Genomic DNA, 21,500 nt, shown 5'->3' on the forward strand with positions numbered 1-21,500 from the left:
GGCCGCCGTAGAGAGGCAGGGATCAGCTGTTGGAGTTGTCGATCTTGATGGTCGGATCGGCACCGCTGATCAACGAGTTGATCGTGGTGTTCGACCAGTTCACGCCTTCGAGCTTGATGGTCACGTCGGCGTTGGCCAGGCCGCCAGCAGCATTGAGCTTGCCTTCGGTGCTGACTTGCAAGGTCGACTCGCCGTTGACCGTGGTGAGCTTCAGGAAGTTGTCGATGGTACTGGCGCGCTCGCCCTGGAGCAGGTCGCTCAGGTCCAGGCGATCACCTTCGCTGGCCTTGAAGTCCTTGATCACGTCGTTGCCCAGGTCGCCGGCCTTCCACACGAAGGTGTCGGCGCCGGTGCCGCCGGTCATGATGTCGTTGCCTTTGCCACCGATGAGCAGGTCGTTGCCGGCACCGCCGAACAGCAGGTCGTTGCCTTCGCCGCCGAGCAGGGTGTCGTTGCCGGTACCACCGAGCAGGATGTCGTTGCCCTTGCCGCCGTCGATGTAGTCGTTGCCACCCTGGCCGAAGATGATGTCGTTGCCGTTGCCACCCAGCAGGGTATCGGCGCCGTCGTTGCTGCGCGAGACATCGAACTCGGTGTAGTGCTCGTTGATGTACTTGTGCATCGTCCGGGCATCCACGTCGCCGGCGTCGACGCCCAGCTTGCTGGCGACATACCCCTGGATGGCCTCGACACCCGTGCCGGCGATGCCGTCGAAGGTGACCAGGTCGCCGAAGATGATGTCGTTGCCATCGCCGCCGTTGACTGTGTCGTTACCCGGCTGGGTGACTTCGGTATGACCGAGGATGGCCTCGGCCAGCTTGCTCGGGTCGATGTTGGTCTGCGGCTTGCCGTCGGTGTCGTATGGTTTCAGGTCGTTGGTGTTGACGCCATTGTTGAGGCCGATGGCCTCGACTTCGGACAGGCCCGAGAGCAGCTTGAAGCTGTCCTGCGAGTTGTTCGTGGTGGTGGTGTTGGTGTCGTAGCCAAGGCCGCCACGCGAAGACAGCTCGTAGGTGCCGTTGCCTTCGGCGTGCAGCTCGCCCGAAACGCCGTATTTCCAACCGTTACGGTAGTACTGCACCTGCAGGTTGCCGGCGTTGTCGATGCTGACGTAGTTGGTGTTGCTGCTGTCGATGTAGCCGTTGTACGCCATGCCCGACTTGTAGTTGATCGAAGCCAGGAAGGTGTCCAGGGTGATGCCCGAGGTCCCCAGGGTTGGGTTGGAGTTCTCGTTGGCCTGGTAGTAGGTCGGCTTGCCATCGGTGATGAAGAACGTCTGGTTGCTGCCGGTATTGCCGCCATCCTTGAGGTTCTGGAACCAGTTGGCGGTGGTCTTGAAGGCGTCCTCGTAGTTGGTCCCGCCGTCTGCCCGCAGGTTGTTCAGGGCATTGAGCAAGGTCTGCAGGCCAGCATCGTTCAGGGTCACCGCAACGCTGCTCTTGACCTGGGTGGCGAAGTCCACCAGGAGGATGTTCACGGTGCCCGACTGGTCGCCCTTGACGCTGGCGGCCAGGGTCTTGAACACCGACTCGAGGGATTTCTTCGCCGCGTCGACGCCCGACGAGCCCATGCTGCCGGAGGTGTCGACGATGAAGGCGAGGTTGTAGTTCTGCCCGGGTACCACGTGCAGGCCGCTGACGTCTGCCACCACCACGTCGTTGCCGTCGGTGCCGGTGATGTTGTCGCTGTCCGAGGACAGGTTGCTGGTGCTGTAGGTCTGCGGGTAGACCGTGACCTTGATGGTGCCCTCGGTGGTGGCCGTGCTGCCGCCGACGCTCTCGGTGGAGGTCGAGCTGACCTTCACGTCGAACTGGCCGTAGTAGTAGGCCGGCGGCTTGATGGTCAGGCTGCCCAGGTTCCAGCCGGTGACGTCCACCGCGGACGCGCCGACGGTGAAGGTGTGGCCGGCGTTGTCGGCGATCACCGAGCCTGCCGGGATGCCGCTGAGCTTGATGCTGAGGGTCTCGGAGCCGTCGGTGTCTGTCAGGTTGGTGCTGATGCCCACCAGCTTGACCGGCGCGCCGTTCTCGCTGCCTTCGTTGAGCTTGTAGCCGTCGTAGTAGCCCTGGTTGTTGCTGCCGTGCAGGTCGCCGACGGTGACGCCGGCGTTGCTCAGGTCGTTGACGCTCGGGTACATCGGGATGTTCGAGCTGTTCAGGTCCATCGCCGCGCCATTGTTGACCCGGATGTTGACGTCCAGGCTGCCTGGGCCGGCCTGGTTGGCGTTGTAGATCTCCAGGGTGTAGTAGCCGCTGGTGGTCGGGGTGAAGCTGCCGGAGATGGCGCCGCTGCCCGAGCCCCAGATACCGCTGGCGACGTTCTTGCCGCCGACCACGATCTGCAGGCTGTCATCGGCGGTGCCGGTGAAGGCGTAGGTCTTGCCGGCTTCCAGGTAGATCAGGCCGGAAGTCTTCGAACCGCTGCCCGGGGTGACGTTGCTGGTCGAGTCGACGCCGCTGACCGTCTCGGTCTTGCTGGCATTGCCGGAGTTGGCGAACACGTTCTTCAGCGTATCGCCGGAGATGCCGTTGCCGTTGCTGCCCAGGCCGGTGAGGCTGTTCCAGGTTTCCTTGACCAGGCCGATCGAATTGACGTTGTTGTTGCCGATGTTCAGGTCGGGCTTGTCGGCTACCGGCCGGATATCGACCTTCATGGTCGCTTCGCCGCCCAGGTTGGTGCCGTCGTTGGGCTTGTACTTGATCTGTGCGTAGTCGGCCTGCTTGTTGCCCACGCCGGTGCCGCCATAGCCGTCGATGCCGGACTGGTTGGCCAGCGGCACGAACTTGAGCTTGCCGGCGGCGATGTCGGCCTGGCTGATGTTCTGGTTCAGCGCGACGTCGACCCACGCGGTGCCGTTGAAGAACTTCAGGTTGCCAAGGTCCGGCAGCTTGCTGATGGTCACCGACAGGCCGGTGTTGCCATCGGCGTCGGTGACGTTGAAGTCGCCCCAGCTGAACACATAGTCGGTGTCTTCGTTGCCGGTCACGGCGCCACCGGTCGACACCGGCACATGGTCGTTGTCGAGGATGGTGGTGGTGACGCTGGACTTGCTGGCATCGACCTGCAGGTTCTCGAAGTTGCCGCCGCTGACGCCGCTGATCTTGACCGTGAAGTTCTCCGAGCCTTCGACGAGCTGGTCGTCGATGGTCTTGATGTCGAAGGTCGTGCCGTTGCTGTTGGCCGGGATCTTGACGGTGACCACGCCGGTGAAGTCCTGGCCGTTGGTGGCGGTGCCACTGTAGGTCAGGGTGACGGTCACTTCGCTCTTCGAGGTGTTGCTCAGGGTCAGGGTGTAGTGGGCGGTGTCGCCTTCGGTCACCGAGGTGTCGCCGCTGATGCCCACGGTGGTCAGGTCGCCCTGGCCGCTTGGCTCGTCGGTGACGCTGGTGGTGACGGTGTTGCTGCCCAGGGTCAGCTTCTCGAAGTTGTCGCCGCCGGCGACCGACTCGATCTTGTTGACGATGTTCGGCTGGCCACCGACGTACACATCATCCTTGGCGGTGATGGTGAAGGTGCCGCTGGCGCTGCCGGCCGGGATGCTGACCTTGGTGCCGTCGGACAGAGTGAAGGTCAGACCGTTGTGGCCGGTGACCGAAAGGCCCTGGGCGTTGGTCAGGGTGACGGTGTAGGTGACCTGGCCACCTTCGGTGACGGTGGTCTTGTCGGCGGTCAGGGTGGCCACGACTTCGCTGGTGGTGTCGCTGATCTGCACGGTGGCGGCGCCGCCGAGCTCCAGGTTCTCGAAGGTCTTGCCGGTGACGGCGGCGTTGCTGATGCCCACGGTCAGGGAACCGGCGTCCTTGAACACGTCGTCGCCCTGGGCCGCAGCCTTGTAGAGGGCTTCGGTCTGGCCGGCGACGATGGTCACCTTGGCGCCGTTGGACAGGGTGACGGTCAGGTCCTGCTCGAGCTTCTGGCTGACCTTGACGGTGAACGACGGCTGCTGGTCTTCGGTGACATTGCCATTGCTGACGATGGTCACGGAAACCTTGTCGCCCTGGTTGCCGGTACCGGTACCCGTGCCGCTGCCCGGTTCGTCGGTGACGCTCGTGGTGACGGTGTTGCTGCCGAGGGTCAGTTTCTCGAAGTTGTCGCCACCGGCGACCGACTCGATCTTGTTGACGATGTTCGGCTGGCCACCGACGAACACATCGTCCTTGGCGGTGATGGTGAAGGTACCCCAGGCGCTGCCGGCCGGGATGGTGACCTTGGTGCCATCGGTCAGGGTGAAGGTCAGGCCGTTGTGGCCGGTGACCGACAGGCCTTGGGCGTTGGTCAGGGTCACGGTGTAGGTGACCTGGCCGCCTTCGCTGACGGTGGTCTTGTCGGCAGTCAGGGTCGCGACGACCTCGCTGATGGTGTCGGTGATCTGGACCGTGGCGTTGCCGCCGAGCTCCAGGTTCTCGAAGGTCTTGCCGGTGACGGTGGCATCGGTGATGCCGACGGTCAGCGAGCTGCCGTCCTTGAACACGTCATCGCCTTGAGCAGCGGCCTTGTAGAGGGCCTCGGTCTGGCCGGCGACGATGGTGACCTTGGCGCCGTTGGACAGGGTCACGGTCAGGTCTTGCTCGAGCTTCTGGCTGACCTTGACGGTGAAGCTTGGCTGCTGGTCTTCGGTGACATTGCCATTGCTGACGATGGTCACGGAGACCTTGTCGCCTTGGTTGCCGGTACCGGTGCCCGTGCCGCTGCCCGGTTCGTCGGTGACGGAAGTGGTGACGGTGTTGCTGCCGAGGGTCAGTTTCTCGAAGTTGTCGCCACCGGCGACCGACTCGATCTTGTTGACGATATTCGGCTGGCCACCGACGAACACATCGTCCTTGGCGGTGATGGTGAAGGTACCCGAGGCGCTACCGGCCGGGATGGTGACCTTGGTGCCATCGGTCAGGGTGAAGGTCAGTCCGTTGTGGCCGGTGACCGACAGGCCCTGGGCATTGGTCAGGGTCACGGTGTAGGTGACCTGGCCACCCTCGCTGACAGTAGTTTTGTCCGCGGTGAGGGTCGCGACGACCTCACTGATGGTGTCAGTGATCTGTACGGTGGCGCTGCCACCGAGCTCCAGGTTCTCGAAGGTCTTGCCAACTACCGACGCATCGGTGATGCCGACGGTCAGCGAGCTGCCATCCTTGAACACGTCGTCGCCCTGGGCGGCCGCTTTGTATTCGACCTGGGTCTGGCCGGCCGCAATGGTGACCTTGGCGCCGTTGGACAGGGTCACGGTCAGGTCCTGGTCGAGCTTCTGGCTGACCTTGACGGTGAACGAAGGTTGCTTGTCCTCGGTGACATTGCCATTGCTGACGATGGTCACGGAGACCTTGTCGCCCTGGTTGCCGGTACCAGTGCCGGTGCCGCTGCCCGGTTCGTCGGTGACGCTCGTGGTGACGGTGTTGCTGCCGAGGGTCAGTTTCTCGAAGTTGTCACCACCGGCGACCGACTCGATCTTGTTGACGATATTCGGCTGGCCACCGACAAACACATCGTCCTTGGCGGTGATGGTGAAGGTGCCGCTGGCGCTGCCGGCTGGCACGGTGACCTTGGTGCCGTCGGACAGGGTGAAGGTCAGGCCGTTGTGGCCGGTGACCGACAGGCCCTGGGCGTTGGTCAGGGTGACGGTGTAGGTGATCTGGCCACCTTCCGACACGGTGGTCTTGTCGGCAGTGAGGGTCGCGACAACCTCACTGATGGTGTCAGTGATCTGCACGGTGGCGTTGCCACCCAGCTCCAGGTTCTCGAAGGTCTTGCCAACTACCGACGCATCGGTGATGCCGACGGTCAGCGAGCTGCCGTCCTTGAACACGTCGTCGCCTTGGGCCGCGGCCTTGTAGATGGCCTCGGTCTGGCCGGCGACGATGGTCACCTTGGCGCCGTTGGACAGGGTCACGGTCAGGTCCTGGTCGAGCTTCTGGCTGACCTTGACGGTGAACGAGGGCTGCTGGTCTTCGGTGACATTGCCATTGCTGACGATGGTCACGGAGACCTTGTCGCCCTGGTTGCCGGTACCGGTGCCTGTGCCGCTGCCCGGTTCGTCGGTGACGGAAGTGGTGACGGTGTTGCTGCCGAGGGTCAGCTTCTCGAAGTTGTCGCCACCGGCGACCGACTCGATCTTGTTGACGATGTTTGGCTGGCCACCGACGAACACATCGTCCTTGGCGGTGATGGTGAAGGTACCCGAGGCGCTGCCGGCCGGGATGGTGACCTTGGTACCGTCGGACAGGGTGAAGGTCAGGCCGTTGTGGCCGGTGACCGACAGGCCTTGGGCGTTGGTCAGGGTCACGGTGTAGGTGACCTGGCCGCCTTCACTGACGGTGGTCTTGTCCGCAGACAGGGTCGCGACGACTTCGTTGGTGGTGTCGGTGATCTGTACGGTGGCCGAACCGCCGAGTTCCAGGTTCTCGAAGGTCTTGCCGATGACGGTGGCGTCGGTGATGCCGACGGTCAGCGGACCTGCATCCTTGAAGACGTCTTCACCTTGAGCCGGTGCCTTGTATTCGACCTGGGTCTGACCGGCCGGAATGGTGACCTTGGCGCCATTGGACAGGGTCACGGTCAGGTCCTGATCCAGCTTCTGGCTGACTTTGACGGTGAAGCTTGGCTGCTGGGTTTCGTTCACATCGCCATTGCCGACGATGGTCACGGAAACCTTGTCGCCCTGGTTGCCGGTACCGGTGCCCGTGCCGCTACCCGGCTCGTCGGTGACGGAAGTGGTGACGGTGTTGCTGCCGAGGGTCAGCTTCTCGAAGTTGTCGCCACCGGCGACCGACTCGATTTTGTTGACGATGTTCGGCTGGCCACCGACGAACACATCGTCCTTGGCGGTGATGGTGAAGGTGCCGCTGGCGCTGCCGGCTGGCACGGTGACCTTGGTGCCGTCGGACAGGGTGAAGGTCAGGCCGTTGTGGCCGGTGACCGACAGACCCTGGGCGTTGGTCAAGGTGACGGTGTAAGTGACCTGGCCGCCTTCCGAAACCGTGGTCTTGTCGGCGGACAGGGTCGCGACGACCTCACTGATGGTGTCGGTGATCTGCACCGTGGCGTTGCCGCCCAGCTCCAGGTTCTCGAAGGTCTTGCCGGTGACGGTGGCATCGGTGATGCCCACGGTCATCGAGCTGCCGTCTTTGAACACGTCGTCGCCTTGCGCCGCAGCCTTGTAGATAGCCTCGGTCTGACCTGCGGTGATGACCACCTTGTCGCCATTGGACAGGGTGACGGTCAGGTCGCGGTCCAGCGGCTGGTTCACCTTCACGGTGAAGGTCGGCTGCTGGGCTTCGTTCACGTCGCCGTTGCTGACAATGGTGACCGAAACTTTGTCGCCTTCGTTGCCGGTGCCTGGGGTGCCGGTACCTGGCTCATCGGTGACGGTGGTGGTGAGGGTGTTATCACCGAGGGTCAGCTTCTCGAAGTTGTCCGCACCGGTAACCGATTCGATCTTGTTGACGATGCTCGGCTGGCCACCGACGTACACATCATCCTTGGCGGTGATGGTGAAGGTGCCGCTGGCGCTGCCCGCTGGCACGGTGACCTTGGTACCGTCGGACAGAGTGAAGGTCAGGCCGTTGTGGCCGGTGACCGACAGGCCCTGGGCGTTGGTCAGGGTGACGGTGTAGGTGATCTGGCCACCTTCCGACACGGTGGTCTTGTCGGCGGTCAGGGTCGCGACCACCTCGCTGACGGTATCGGTGATCTGCACGGTGGCCGAGCCACCGAGTTCCAGGTTCTCGAAGGTCTTGCCGGAGACGGTGGCATCGGTGATGCCAACGGTCAGCGAGCTGCCGTCCTTGAAGACGTCATCGCCTTGGGCGGCGGCTTTGTAGATCGCCTCGGTCTGGCCGGCGGTGATCACGACCTTGTCGCCGTTGGACAGGGTCACGGTCAGGTCGCGGTCCAGCGGCTGGTTCACCTTCACGGTGAAGGTCGGCTGCTGGGCTTCGTTGACATCGCCATTGCTGACGATGGTGACCGAAACCTTGTCGCCTTCGTTGCCGGTGCCTGGGGTACCGGTGCCTGGCTCGTCAGTCACCGTGGTGGTGATGGTGTTGTCGCCGAGGGTCAGCTTCTCGAAGTTGTCCGCACCGGTAACCGATTCGATCTTGTTGACGATGCTCGGCTGGCCACCGACGTACACATCATCCTTGGCGGTGATGGTGAAGGTGCCGCTGGCGCTGCCTGCTGGCACGGTCACCTTGGTGCCGTCGGACAAGGTGAAGGTCAGGCCGTTGTGGCCAGTGACCGACAGGCCTTGGGCGTTGGTCAGGGTGACGGTGTAGGTGACTTGGCCGCCTTCGCTGACGGTGGTCTTGTCGGCGGTCAGGGTTGCAACGACTTCGCTGATGGTGTCAGTGATCTGCACGGTGGCGTTGCCACCCAGCTCCAGGTTCTCGAAGGTCTTGCCAGTGACGGTGGCATCGGTGATGCCGACGGTCAGCGAACTGCCGTCCTTGAATACGTCATCGCCTTGCGCCGCAGCCTTGTAGGTGGCTTCGGTCTGGCCGGCGGTGATCACGACCTTGTCGCCGTTGGACAGGGTCACGGTCAGGTCGCGGTCCAGCGGCTGGTTCACCTTCACGGTGAAGGTCGGCTGCTGGGCTTCGTTGACATCGCCATTGCTGACGATAGTGACCGAAACCTTGTCGCCTTCGTTGCCGGTGCCTGGAGTGCCGGTGCCTGGCTCGTCTGTGACGGTAGTGGTGACGGTGTTGTCGCCGAGGGTCAGCTTCTCGAAGTTGTCCGCACCGGTAACCGATTCGATCTTGTTGACGATACTCGGCTGGCCACCGACGTACACATCATCCTTGGCGGTGATGGTGAAGGTACCGCTGGCGCTGCCGGCCGGAATGCTGACTTTGGTGCCATCGGACAGGGTGAAGGTCAGGCCGTTGTGGCCGGTGACTGACAGGCCCTGGGCGTTGGTCAGGGTGACGGTGTAGGTGACTTGGCCGCCTTCGCTGACGGTGGTCTTGTCGGCGGTCAGGGTCGCGACGACTTCACTGACGGTGTCAGTGATCTGTACGGTGGCGCTGCCACCCAGTTCCAGGTTCTCGAAGGTCTTGCCCTGGACGCTGGCATCGGTGACGCCGACGGTCAGCGAGCTGCCGTCCTTGAACACGTCGTCGCCTTGCGCCGCAGCCTTGTAGGTGGCTTCGGTCTGGCCGGCGGTGATGACTACCTTGTCGCCATTGGACAGGGTAACGGTCAGGTCGCGGTCCAGTGGCTGATTCACTTTGACGGTGAAGGTCGGCTGCTGGGCTTCGTTGACATCGCCATTGCTGACGATGGTCACGGACACCTTGTCGCCTTCGTTGCCGGTGCCCGGGGTGCCGGTGCCTGGCTCGTCAGTGACCGTGGTGGTGAGGGTGTTGTCGCCAAGGGTCAGCTTCTCGAAGTTGTCCGCACCGCTAACCGATTCGATCTTGTTGACGATGCTCGGCTGGCCGCCGACGTAGACATCATCCTTGGCGGTGATGGTGAAGGTGCCGCTGGCGCTGCCGGCTGGGATGGAAACCTTGGTGCCATCGGACAGGGTGAAGGTCAGGCCATTGTGGCCAGTGACCGACAGGCCCTGGGCGTTGGTCAGGGTCACGGTGTAGGTGACTTGGCCACCTTCGCTGACAGTGGTCTTGTCGGCGGTCAGGGTCGCGACCACTTCGCTTGTGGTGTCGGTGATCTGCACGGTGGCCGAGCCACCGAGTTCCAGGTTCTCGAAGGTCTTGCCGGAGACGGTGGCATCGGTGATGCCAACGGTCAGCGAGCTGCCGTCCTTGAACACGTCGTCGCCTTGCGCCGCAGCCTTGTAGGTGGCTTCGGTCTGGCCGGCGGTGATGACTACCTTGTCGCCATTGGACAGGGTAACGGTCAGGTCGCGGTCCAGTGGCTGATTCACTTTGACGGTGAAGGTCGGCTGCTGGGCTTCGTTGACATCGCCATTGCTGACGATGGTCACGGACACCTTGTCGCCTTCGTTGCCGGTGCCCGGGGTGCCGGTGCCTGGCTCGTCAGTGACCGTGGTGGTGAGGGTGTTGTCGCCAAGGGTCAGCTTCTCGAAGTTGTCCGCACCGCTAACCGATTCGATCTTGTTGACGATGCTCGGCTGGCCGCCGACGTAGACATCATCCTTGGCGGTGATGGTGAAGGTGCCGCTGGCGCTGCCGGCTGGGATGGAAACCTTGGTGCCATCGGACAGGGTGAAGGTCAGGCCATTGTGGCCAGTGACCGACAGGCCCTGGGCGTTGGTCAGGGTCACGGTGTAGGTGACTTGGCCACCTTCGCTGACAGTGGTCTTGTCGGCGGTCAGGGTCGCGACCACTTCGCTTGTGGTGTCGGTGATCTGCACAGTGGCCGAGCCGCCGAGCTCCAGGTTCTCGAAGGTCTTGCCAGCGACCGCGGCGTCAGTGATGCCGATGGTCAGCGGACCTGCATCTTTGAATACGTCCTCGCCCTGGGCCGGGGCCTTGTACTCAACCTGAGTCTGGCCAGCCGGAATAGTGACCTTGTCGCCGTTGGACAGGGTGACGGTCAGGTCCTGGTCGAGTTTCTGGCTGACCTTGACGGTGAACGACGGCTGCTGGGACTCATTCACATCGCCGTTGCCGACGATGGTCACGGAGACCTTGTCGCCTTCGTTGCCGGTGCCTGGGGTACCAGTGCCTGGCTCGTCGGTGACGGTAGTAGTGACGGTGTTGTCGCCGAGGGTCAGCTTCTCGAAGTTGTCCGCACCGGTAACCGATTCGATCTTGTTGACGATGCTCGGTTGGCCGCCGACGTACACATCATCCTTGGCGGTGATGGTGAAGGTACCCGAGGCGCTGCCGGCCGGAATGCTGACTTTGGTGCCATCGGACAGGGTGAAGGTCAGGCCGTTGTGGCCGGTGACCGACAAGCCCTGGGCGTTGGTCAGGGTCACGGTGTAGGTGACCTGGCCCCCTTCGCTGACGGTAGTTTTGTCAGCGGTCAGGGTTGCCACGACTTCGCTGACGGTGTCAGTGATCTGCACGGTGGCGTTGCCACCCAGCTCCAGGTTCTCGAAGGTCTTGCCGGTGACGGTGGCATCGCTGATGCCGACGGTCAGGGAGCTGCCGTCCTTGAACACGTCATCGCCTTGCGCCGCAGCCTTGTAGGTGGCCTCGGTCTGGCCAGCAGTGATGACCACCTTGTCGCCATTGGACAGGGTGACGGTCAGGTCGCGGTCCAGCGGCTGATTCACCTTGACGGTGAAGGTCGGCTGCTGGGCTTCGTTGACATCGCCGTTGCTGACGATGGTGACGGACACCTTGTCGCCTTCGTTGCCGGTGCCTGGGGTACCAGTGCCTGGTTCGTCGGTGACGGTGGTGGTGAGGGTGTTGTCACCGAGGGTCAGCTTCTCGAAGTTGTCGGCGCCGGATACGGATTCCAGCTTGTTGACGATCGAAGGCTGGCCACCGACGTACACATCATCCTTGGCAGTGATGGTGAAGGTGCCGCTGGCGCTGCCGGCCGGGATGGTGACCTTGGTGCCATCGGTCAGGGTGAAGGTCAGGCCGTTATGGCCGGTGACCGACAAGCCCTGGGCATTGGTCAGGGTCACGGTGTAGGTGACTTGGCCGCCTTCGCTGACAGTGGCCTTGTCAGCGGTCAGGGTCGCGACGACCTCGCTGACGGTGTCAGTGATCTGCACGGTGGCGTTGCCACCCAGCTCCAGATTCTCGAAGGTTTTGCCAACCACCGATGCATCGGTGATACCGACAGTCAGCGAGCTGCCGTCCTTGAACACGTCATCGCCTTGTGCCGCAGCCTTGTAGGTAGCTTCGGTCTGGCCGGCGGTGATCACGACCTTGTCGCCATTGGACAGGGTCACGGTCAGGTCGCGGTCCAGCGGCTGATTCACTTTGACAGTGAAGGTCGGTTGTTGGGCTTCGTTGACGTCGCCGTTGCTGACGATGGTGACGGCGACCTTGTCGCCTTCGTTGCCAGTGCCCGGGGTACCGGTGCCTGGTTCGTCGGTGACGGTGGTAGTGAGGGTGTTGTCGCCGAGGGTCAGCTTCTCGAAGTTATCGCCACCGGCAACCGACTCGATCTTGTTGACGATGCTCGGCTGGCCACCGACATACACATCATCCTTGGCGGTGATGGTGAAGGTGCCGCTGGCGCTGCCCGCCGGGATGGTCACCTTGGTGCCATCGGTGAGGGTAAAGGTCAGGCCGTTGTGGCCGGTAACCGACAGGCCCTGGGCATTGGTCAGGGTCACGGTATAGGTGACCTGGCCACCTTCAGACACGGTGGTTTTGTCGGCCGTCAGGGTTGCCACGACTTCGCTAACGGTGTCAGTGATCTGTACGGTGGCGTTGCCACCCAGCTCCAGGTTCTCGAAGGTCTTGCCGGTGACCGTGGCGTCGGCGATGCCGACGGTCAGGGAGCTGCCGTCCTTGAACACGTCATCGCCTTGAGCGGCGGCCTTGTAGATAGCCTCGGTCTGGCCGGCAGTGATCACGACCTTGTCGCCATTGGACAGGGTGACAGTCAGGTCGCGATCCAGTGGCTGGTTCACCTTCACGGTGAAGCTCGGCTGTTGTGCTTCGTTCACATCGCCATTGCTGACGATGGTGACGGACACCTTGTCGCCTTCGTTGCCGGTACCCGGCGTACCGGTGCCTGGTTCGTCGGTGACAGAGGTCTTCACTTCGTCCTGACCCAGGGTCAGCTTTTCGAAGTTGTCAGCACCGCTGACGGATTCGAGTTTGTTGGTAATGGTCGGTTGGCCGCCAACGTACACATCGTCCGGTGCGTTGATGGTGAAGGTGCCCGTGGCGCTACCCGCTGGTACGGTGACTTTTGTACCGTCCGACAGGGTGAAGGTCAGGCCGTTATGGCCGGTGACCGACAGACCCTGGGCGTTGGTCAGGGTCACGGTATAGGTGATCTGGCCACCTTCGCTGACAGTGGTCTTGTCGGCGGTCAGGGTGGCGACGACCTCGCTGACGGTATCGGTGATCTGCACAGTGGCCGAACCGCCGAGTTCCAGGTTCTCGAAGGTCTTGTCTGGGACGCTGGCATCGGTGATGCCAACGGTCAGGGAACTGCCGTCCTTGAACACGTCGTCGCCCTGAGCGGCGGCCTTGTAGATTGCTTCGGTCTGGCCGGCAGTGATCACGACCTTGTCGCCATTCGACAGGGTCACGGTCAGATCACGGTCCAGCGGCTGGTTCACTTTGACAGTGAAGGTCGGCTGCTGGGCTTCGTTCACGTCGCCGTTGCTGAAGATGGTGACCGAAACCTTGTCGCCTTCGTTGCCAGTGCCCGGGGTACCGGTGCCTGGCTCGTCGGTGACCGTGGTGGTGATGGTGTTGTCGCCGAGGGTCAGCTTCTCGAAGTTATCCGCACCGGATACGGATTCCAGCTTGTTGACGATCGAAGGTTGGCCACCGACGAACACATCATCCTTGGCGGTGATGGTGAAGGTGCCGCTGGCGCTGCCGGCCGGGATGGTGACCTTGGTGCCATCGGTCAGGGTGAAGGTCAGGCCATTGTGGCCAGTGACCGACAGCCCCTGGGCATTGGTCAGGGTCACGGTGTAAGTGACTTGCCCGCCTTCGCTGACGGTGGTCTTGTCGGCGGTCAGGGTCGCGACCACTTCGCTGACGGTGTCGGTGATCTGTACGGTGGCGTTGCCACCCAGTTCCAGATTCTCGAAGGTCTTGCCGGTGACGGTGGCGTCGGTGATGCCGACGGTCAGCGAGCTACCGTCCTTGAACACGTCATCGCCTTGGGCGGCGGCCTTGTAGGTGGCCTCGGTCTGGCCAGCAGTAATGACCACCTTGTCGCCATTGGACAGGGTCACGGTCAGGTCGCGGTCCAGCGGTTGATTCACTTTGACGGTGAAGGTCGGCTGTTGGGCTTCGTTCACATCGCCATTGCTGACAATGGTGACCGAAACCTTGTCGCCTTCGTTGCCAGTGCCCGGGGTGCCGGTGCCTGGCTCGTCGGTGACGGTAGTGGTGAGGGTGTTGTCACCGAGGGTCAGCTTCTCGAAGTTGTCCGCGCCGGATACGGATTCCAGCTTGTTGACGATCGAAGTCTGGCCACCGACGTAGACATCATCCTTGGCGGTGATGGTGAAGGTGCCGCTGGCGCTGCCGGCCGGAATGCTGACTTTGGTGCCGTCGGACAGGGTGAAGGTCAGGCCGTTGTGGCCGGTGACCGACAGGCCCTGGGCGTTGGTCAGGGTCACGGTGTAGGTGACCTGGCCGCCTTCGCTGACGGTGGTCTTGTCGGCGGTCAGGGTCGCAACCACTTCGCTGACGGTGTCAGTGATTTGCACGGTGGCCGAGCCACCGAGCTCCAGGTTCTCGAAGGTCTTGCCAGTGACGGTGGCATCGGTGATGCCGACGGTCAGCGAGCTGCCGTCTTTGAACACGTCGTCGCCTTGGGCGGCGGCCTTGTAGATCGCTTCGGTCTGGCCGGCGGTGATCACGACCTTGTCGCCATTGGACAGGGTCACGGTCAGGTCGCGGTCCAGCGGCTGATTCACCTTGACGGTGAAGGTCGGCTGCTGGGCTTCGTTCACGTCGCCGTTGCTGACAATGGTGACCGAAACCTTGTCGCCTTCGTTGCCGGTACCCGGGGTGCCGGTGCCTGGCTCGTCGGTGACGGTGGTGGTGATGGTGTTATCACCGAGGGTCAGCTTCTCGAAGTTGTCCGCACCGGTAACCGATTCGATCTTGTTGACGATGCTCGGCTGACCGCCAACATACACGTCATCCTTGGCGGTGATGGTGAAGGTGCCGCTGGCGCTGCCGGCCGGAATGCTGACTTTGGTGCCATCGGTCAGGGTGAAGGTCAGGCCATTATGGCCAGTGACCGACAGGCCCTGGGCGTTGGTCAGGGTGACGGTGTAGGTGACCTGGCCGCCTTCGCTGACAGTGGTCTTGTCGGCAGTGAGGGTCGCAACCACTTCGCTGACGGTGTCGGTGATTTGCACGGTGGCCGAGCCACCCAGTTCCAGGTTCTCGAAGGTCTTGCCGGTGACGGTGGCATCGGTGATGCCGACGGTCAGCGAGCTACCGTCCTTGAACACGTCGTCGCCTTGCGCCGCAGCCTTGTAGATAGCCTCGGTCTGACCTGCGGTGATGACCACCTTGTCGCCATTGGACAGGGTGACGGTCAGGTCGCGGTCCAGCGGCTGGTTCACCTTCACGGTGAAGGTCGGCTGCTGGGCTTCGTTCACGTCGCCGTTGCTGACAATGGTGACCGAAACTTTGTCGCCTTCGTTGCCGGTGCCTGGGGTGCCGGTACCTGGCTCATCGGTGACGGTGGTGGTGAGGGTGTTATCACCGAGGGTCAGCTTCTCGAAGTTGTCCGCACCGGTAACCGATTCGATCTTGTTGACGATGCTCGGCTGGCCACCGACGTACACATCATCCTTGGCGGTGATGGTGAAGGTGCCGCTGGCGCTGCCCGCTGGCACGGTGACCTTGGTACCGTCGGACAGAGTGAAGGTCAGGCCGTTGTGGTCGGTGACCGACAGGCCCTGGGCGTTGGTCAGGGTGACGGTGTAGGTGATCTGGCCACCTTCGCTGACAGTGGTCTTGTCGGCGGTCAGGGTCGCGACGACTTCGCTGACGGTGTCGGTGATCTGCACGGTGGCCGATCCGCCGAGCTCCAGGTTCTCGAAGGTCTTGCCCGGGACGCTGGCATCGGTCACACCCAAGGTCACCGAGCCGCCATCCTTGAACACATCGTCGCCCTGGGCCGGCAGGCTGTAGGTCGCCTGGGTCTGGCCTGCAGTGATGACCACCTTGTCGCCGTTGGACAGGGTGACAGTCAGGTCATGGTCGAGCTTCTGGCTGACCGAAACAGTGAAGGTCGGTTGCTCGGCCTCGGTCACGTTGCCATTGCTGGCAATGCTGACAGTGACGGTATCGACGCTATCGCTGACAACGGTCTGCGCTGGCGTCGGGTTCGGCACCAGATTCTCGAAGTTGCCGCCTGTAGCACCCGTGATCGTGGTGCTGACGGTGCTGCCATTGACGAACACGTCGTTGGCGGGCGTCTGGAAATCGATGCTGGCGGAAGACTTGCCCGCTTCAATGGTGACAGTCTGGCCATTGGACAGGGTGACGGTCACCGGCGTCTGCGCCGGGTTGGTCAGGGTCACGGTGTAGGTGATCACGCCGCCTTCGGTCACGCTTGGGGTGGCGGTGAGGGTGGCGGTGGTGGTGTCGACCGAGTCATTGATGACGGTCTGCGCTGGCGTCGGGTTCGGCACCAGATTCTCGAAGTTGCCGCCCGTTGTGCCCGTGATCGTGGTGCTGACCGTGCTGCCGTTGTTGTAGACGTCGTTGGCCGGGGTCTGGAAATCGATACTGCCGGAAGACTTGCCCGCTTCGATGGTGACGGTCTGGCCGTTGGACAGGGTGACGGTCACCGGCGTCTGCGCCGGGTTGGTCAGGGTCACGGTGTAGGTGATCACGCCGCCTTCGGTCACGCTCGGGGTGGCGGTGAGGGTGGCGGTAGTGGTGTCGACCGAATCATTGATTACGGTCTGCGCTGGCGCCGGGTTCGGCACCAGATTCTCGAAGTTGCCGCCCGTTGTGCCCGTGATCGTGGTAGTGACAGTGCTGCCGTTGTTGTAGACGTCGTTGGCCGGGGTCTGGAAATCGACGCTGCCGGAGGACTTGCCCGCTTCGATGGTGACGGTCTGGCCATTGGACAGGGTGACGGTCACCGGCGTCTGTGCCGGGTTGGTCAGGGTCACGGTGTAGGTGATCACGCCGCCTTCGGTCACGCTCGGGTTCGCGGTCAGCGTGGCCGTGGTGGTGTCGATGGTATCGGTAACCTGGGTCACGGCCGGCGTGGTGCTTGGCGTAACGATCAGGCCGTTGCCGCCGGTGGTGCCGGTGATGGTGGTGGAGATCTGGCCGCCATCGTTGTACGGCGTGTCGTTTGCCGGGATGTTGACGTTGACGGTGCCAGTGGTCTGCCCTGCCGGGATCACGATCACCGCGCCGTTGGACAGGGTGACGGTGAGGTTGCTCAGCGGTGCCTGGCCGACGGTGGCGGTATAGACGACCACGCCACCCGCTTCAGTGATCGAAGGGGTGGCGCTGAGGGTGAGGCCAGTGCTGATCGGCGTATTGGCCGTGGTGTCGGTGCTCGTCGTGTCCAGTCCGCCGATTTCCTGGTTGCCCAGCCCGCTGGCGAAACCGATCGGGCCGGTGGGGAAGCCGATATTCGGGTCAACCGCCCCGGCAGTCTCTTCGAGCAGCACGAAGCTGTGGCCGCCGCCGACGGAACCGCCCCCTGCCGCGGCCGGGCCGGCTGCGGTGGCTTCCAGCTCGGTGGTCGGGTCAGCGCCGGCGGCGATGGCTTGCTGCAGCTCTTCAACCGAGGGCGCGGCCTGGGCGGTGGCCTGGCTCAGGTCGGTGCTGCTGTCGGGCGCGTCGGCGCTCCACTGGGTGTCGCGGCCCAGGTCGAGCAGGCGGCCGTCGGCCAGCTCCAGGGTGACCGCGCCGCCTGCGCCGGTGTCTACCTGTTCGCCGGCGAACAGGCGGTCGCCTTCGATCAGTACGCGCCGGATGCCTTCTGGGGAAACTGCGATGACTTGGCCAACAATGCTTTTGACGATGGCAACAACAGTGCTCATTGGACTCTCCGGACTACCCGTTCAGTTGGCTTCCATGCCTGGCCGGCATGCAAAGGCGGCGACTGATGGAATGTTTCAAAAATGTTTTTGACACGTTAAAGTGTCAATTTTACGTCTATAACGATTGGCAATTAACTTTATGCCAAACTATTGACCTTCTGGCTGCCATCCTAAACAATCGCCAACGTAATGTCACATTGATATTTGGCCATCTACAGCCCTTTCTTTCGTATTAATCGCACTGCCTATTCGGAAGCTTCCTACACACAGGATCGGGGTTTGCCATTTTCCAAGGCAGGCACAGCTTCGGCTGTGATTTGGGACAACAGCTCTCTCGGGAACCAGTAAAAATGCGTGCGTCACTGTTCACCGCTCTTCCTTTCGCGCTTGCCGCCACCTTCGCTCAAGCACAAACCCTGCCCGAAGCCATGCAGAAGGCCCTCGAGGTGCACCCGGAAATCCAGGCCGGCGTGAACGCCCGCATGGCCGCGGATCACCAACTGCGCGCCGCCAAGGGCGGCTATTTGCCGCGGGTCGACGTGACCGCCGGCTATGGCCGCGAGGGCACCGACAGCCCCAGCACCGGCAACCGCTGGGAAACCCTCAACCGTGGCGAGTCGGCCCTGCGCCTGCGGCAGATGGTCTTCGACGGCTTTGCCACCTCCAGCGAAGTGGGTCGCCAGCAAGCCACCGTCAACGCCCGCGCCTATTCCCTGCTGGGCACCTCCGAACGCACCGCGCTGACCGTGGCCCAGGTCTACCTGGACGTGCTGGCCCGCCGCGAAATGGTGCGCCTGGCCGAAGACAACCTGCGCAACCACGACCGCATCCTCGACCAGATCAAGCTGCGCACCAGCCGCGGCGTAGGCCGCATGGCCGACCTCGACCAGGCCGAAGCGCGCCAGGCACAGGCCCGCAACAACCTGATCACCGAACAGACCAACCTGGCCGACGCCAACACCAACTACCTGAGCGTCGTCGGGCAAATGCCGGACGAGTTAAGCACGCCTGCGCCATTTGTCGACCTGCTGCCGGCCACCCTCGACGAGGCCCGCCACCAGTTGATCGAGGACAGCCCGATCCTGCGTTCGGCCGAGTCCGACATCGCCGCCGCCGAAAAGCAATATGAAGCCGCGAAGTCTACGTTCTATCCACGCTTCGATGCCGAACTCGGACGAACGGCCGACAACAACCTCGACGGCGCGGTCGGCCACAACAACGAATGGCAGGCGATGCTGCGGATGAACTTCAACCTGTACGCCGGTGGCAGCAACAAGGCGGACCTGGAATCGAAGTCGTACCTGGCCAACCAGGCCCTGGACATTCGCAACAACGCCTTGCGCCAGCTCAATGAGGAGTTAGGCTTGGCATGGAATGCTCTGGAGAACGCCAACGCCCAGGTGCCGATCGCCCAGCAGTACGTCGATCACAGCCAGCGCGTGCGCAGCGCCTACCAGCAGCAGTTCGGCCTGGGCGAGCGCACCCTGCTCGATTTGCTCGACAGCGAAAATGAAACCTTCACTGCCCAGCGCCGTCTGGTAGAGGTGAAGAACACACAAATGTTTACTCAGTACCGAATCAAGGCGACCATTGGTCAACTGCTCAAGAGCCAGGGTGTCGTAGCCCCCATGGCATCCGTTGTGCAGAACGACCTGAAACCCAAGGTGAACCTGCCAGGCATGAACTGACAGGCGCGCCTTGCCCCTACCCGCAAGGATGAAGAGAGCGCCGCGTGGAATCCGAAGTCAGTCGAGTCCAACTCAGCCACGATCCACGCAGTCAGCATGACGACCCGTTGCTGGACAGTCTGCTGACCCTGTGTGTCCTGCACCAGAAGCCCGCCAGCCGGGCCATGCTGACCACCGGGCTGCCCTTGCCCTCGCAGCGCCTGACCGCCGAACTGCTGCCCCGCGCCGCAGCTCGGGCGGGCCTGCAGGGGCGCCTGCTGCAGCGCAAGCTGGAGCAGATCCCCAGCATCGCCATGCCGGCGATGGTGCTGCTCAAGGAGGGCCGCTGCGCGGTCCTGCTGGGTTGGGAGAATGAAGACACCGCCCGCCTGTTGCTCAGCGAGAGCGACGGCGGCGAAGTGCACGTCACCCGTGAAGCGTTGCAGAGCGACTACAGCGGCAAGGTGTTCTTCGCCCAGCCGCAGCACAAGTTCGACGTCAACCATGGCAACCTCATCCCGCGCGCGCGCTCGTGGTTCCGCGACACGCTGCTGCGCAGCAAGTGGCTGTACATCGACGCCATCGCCGCCAGCCTGGTAATCAACCTGATCGCCCTGGCCGCGCCGCTGTTCGTGATGAACGTGTACGACCGCGTGGTGCCCAACCAGGCCACCTCGACCCTGTGGGTGCTGGCCATCGGCATTGCCGGCGCCTATGTCTTCGACCTCATCCTCAAGGGCTTGCGCAGCCTGTGCCTGGACCTGGCCGGCAAGAAGACCGACCTGATCATCTCGGCGACGCTGTTCGAGCGCATCGTGGGGATGTCGATGAAGTACCGCCCGGCGCGGGTCGGCAGCTTTGCCCAGAACATCCACGAGTTCCAGGGGCTGCGCGACTTCCTCGCCTCGCTCACGCTGACCAGCCTGATCGACCTGCCGTTCACCCTGTTGATCCTGATGGTCATCGCTATCATCGGCGGGCACCTGGTGTGGATCCCGATCCTGGCCTTCCCGCTGGCCCTGGGTATCGGCTATGCCCTGCAGAAACCGCTGATGGCGACCATGGAGCGGACCATGGCCCTGGCCTCCGAGCGCCAGTCGAGCCTGATCGAGACCCTCGCCGGGCTGGACGCGGTCAAGGTCAACAACGCCGAGAGCGAGCGCCAGTACATGTGGGAGCAGACCCTCGGCACCCTCAGCCGCCTGGAGCTGCGGGTCAAGGTGCTGTCGGGCCTGGCCATGAACATCACCCTGCTGATCCAGCAGCTGGCGGGCGTGGCAATGATCTGCGTCGGCGTGTACCTGATCATCGACGGCAACCTCAGCATGGGCGGCCTGGTGGCCTGCTACATGCTCAGTGGCCGCGCCCTCGGCCCGCTGGGCCAGCTCAACGGCCTGCTGGCCCGCTACCAGCAAGCCAAGGTGACCATGGTCGCCACCGATCAGATGATGGAGCTGCCGCAAGAGCGCAACTTCGAGGAACGCCCGCTGAGCCGCCAGGTGCTGCAGGGCGCGGTTGAGTTCCGCGGGGTCGAGTTCACCTACCCCAACCAGCAGAACCAGGCGCTCAAGGGCATCAACCTGACCATCCGCCCGGGCGAGAAGGTCGGCATCATCGGCCGCAGCGGCTCGGGCAAGAGCTCGCTGGCCAAGCTGATCGTCGGCCTCTACGAGCCGGACAACGGCTCGCTGCTGGTTGATGGCGTGGACATTCGCCAGATCGACGTCAGCGAGCTGCGTCACAACATCGGCTACGTGCCCCAGGACATCCAGCTGCTGGCCGGCACCCTGCGCGACAACCTGGTCAGCGGCGCCCGCTACATCGAGGACGAGCTGATCCTGCAGGCCGCTGAACTGGCGGGTGTGCACGAATTCGCCCGCCTGCACCCGGACGGTTACGAGCTGCAGGTCGGCGAGCGCGGCCAGAACCTGTCCGGCGGCCAGCGGCAGAACGTCGCCCTGGGCCGGGCCTTGCTGCTCAACCCGCAGATCCTGCTGCTCGACGAGCCCACCAGCGCCATGGACAACACCGGCGAGGAACGGCTCAAGCAGCGCCTGGCCGCGGTGATCGAAGGCAAGACCGTGCTGCTGGTCACCCACCGCGCCTCGTTGCTGTCGCTGGTGGACCGGTTGATCGTCATCGATCGTGGACAGATCGTCGCGGATGGCCCGAAAGCCGCCGTCATGGATGCGCTGAAGAAGGGGCAGATCAGTGTTGCATAA

3 protein-coding genes are annotated in these 21,500 nt (G+C 63.2%); 2 read left to right on the top strand and 1 reads right to left on the bottom strand.

Annotated features, from left to right (window positions below):
* Window positions 1-22: 22 nt before the first annotated feature.
* Window positions 23-17,611: an immunoglobulin-like domain-containing protein gene (locus tag PSEEN_RS00630; protein ID WP_011531578.1), complete on the bottom strand. Its 17,589-nt coding sequence runs from the start codon at window positions 17,609-17,611 to the stop codon at window positions 23-25.
* Between the two features lie 350 nt (window positions 17,612-17,961).
* Between PSEEN_RS00630 and PSEEN_RS00635 the strand changes: the two genes are divergently transcribed.
* Window positions 17,962-19,299 carry a TolC family outer membrane protein gene (locus PSEEN_RS00635; protein ID WP_011531579.1) on the top strand — a complete coding sequence of 446 codons (1,338 nt, stop codon included), beginning with the start codon at window positions 17,962-17,964 and terminating at the stop codon, window positions 19,297-19,299.
* 44 nt (window positions 19,300-19,343) lie between these two features.
* A complete protein-coding gene (locus PSEEN_RS00640) occupies window positions 19,344-21,500 on the top strand; it encodes a type I secretion system permease/ATPase (RefSeq protein ID WP_011531580.1) in 2,157 nt (718 codons plus the stop codon).

The sequence above is a fragment of the Pseudomonas entomophila L48 genome (genome assembly GCF_000026105.1).
Taxonomy (GTDB): domain Bacteria; phylum Pseudomonadota; class Gammaproteobacteria; order Pseudomonadales; family Pseudomonadaceae; genus Aquipseudomonas; species Aquipseudomonas entomophila.

Coding starts and splice junctions, on each gene's coding strand:
- PSEEN_RS00630 (WP_011531578.1), bottom strand. CDS start 17,611: ATGAGCACTGTTGTTGCCATCGTCAAAAGCATTGTTGGCCAAGTCATC.
- PSEEN_RS00635 (WP_011531579.1), top strand. CDS start 17,962: ATGCGTGCGTCACTGTTCACCGCTCTTCCTTTCGCGCTTGCCGCCACC.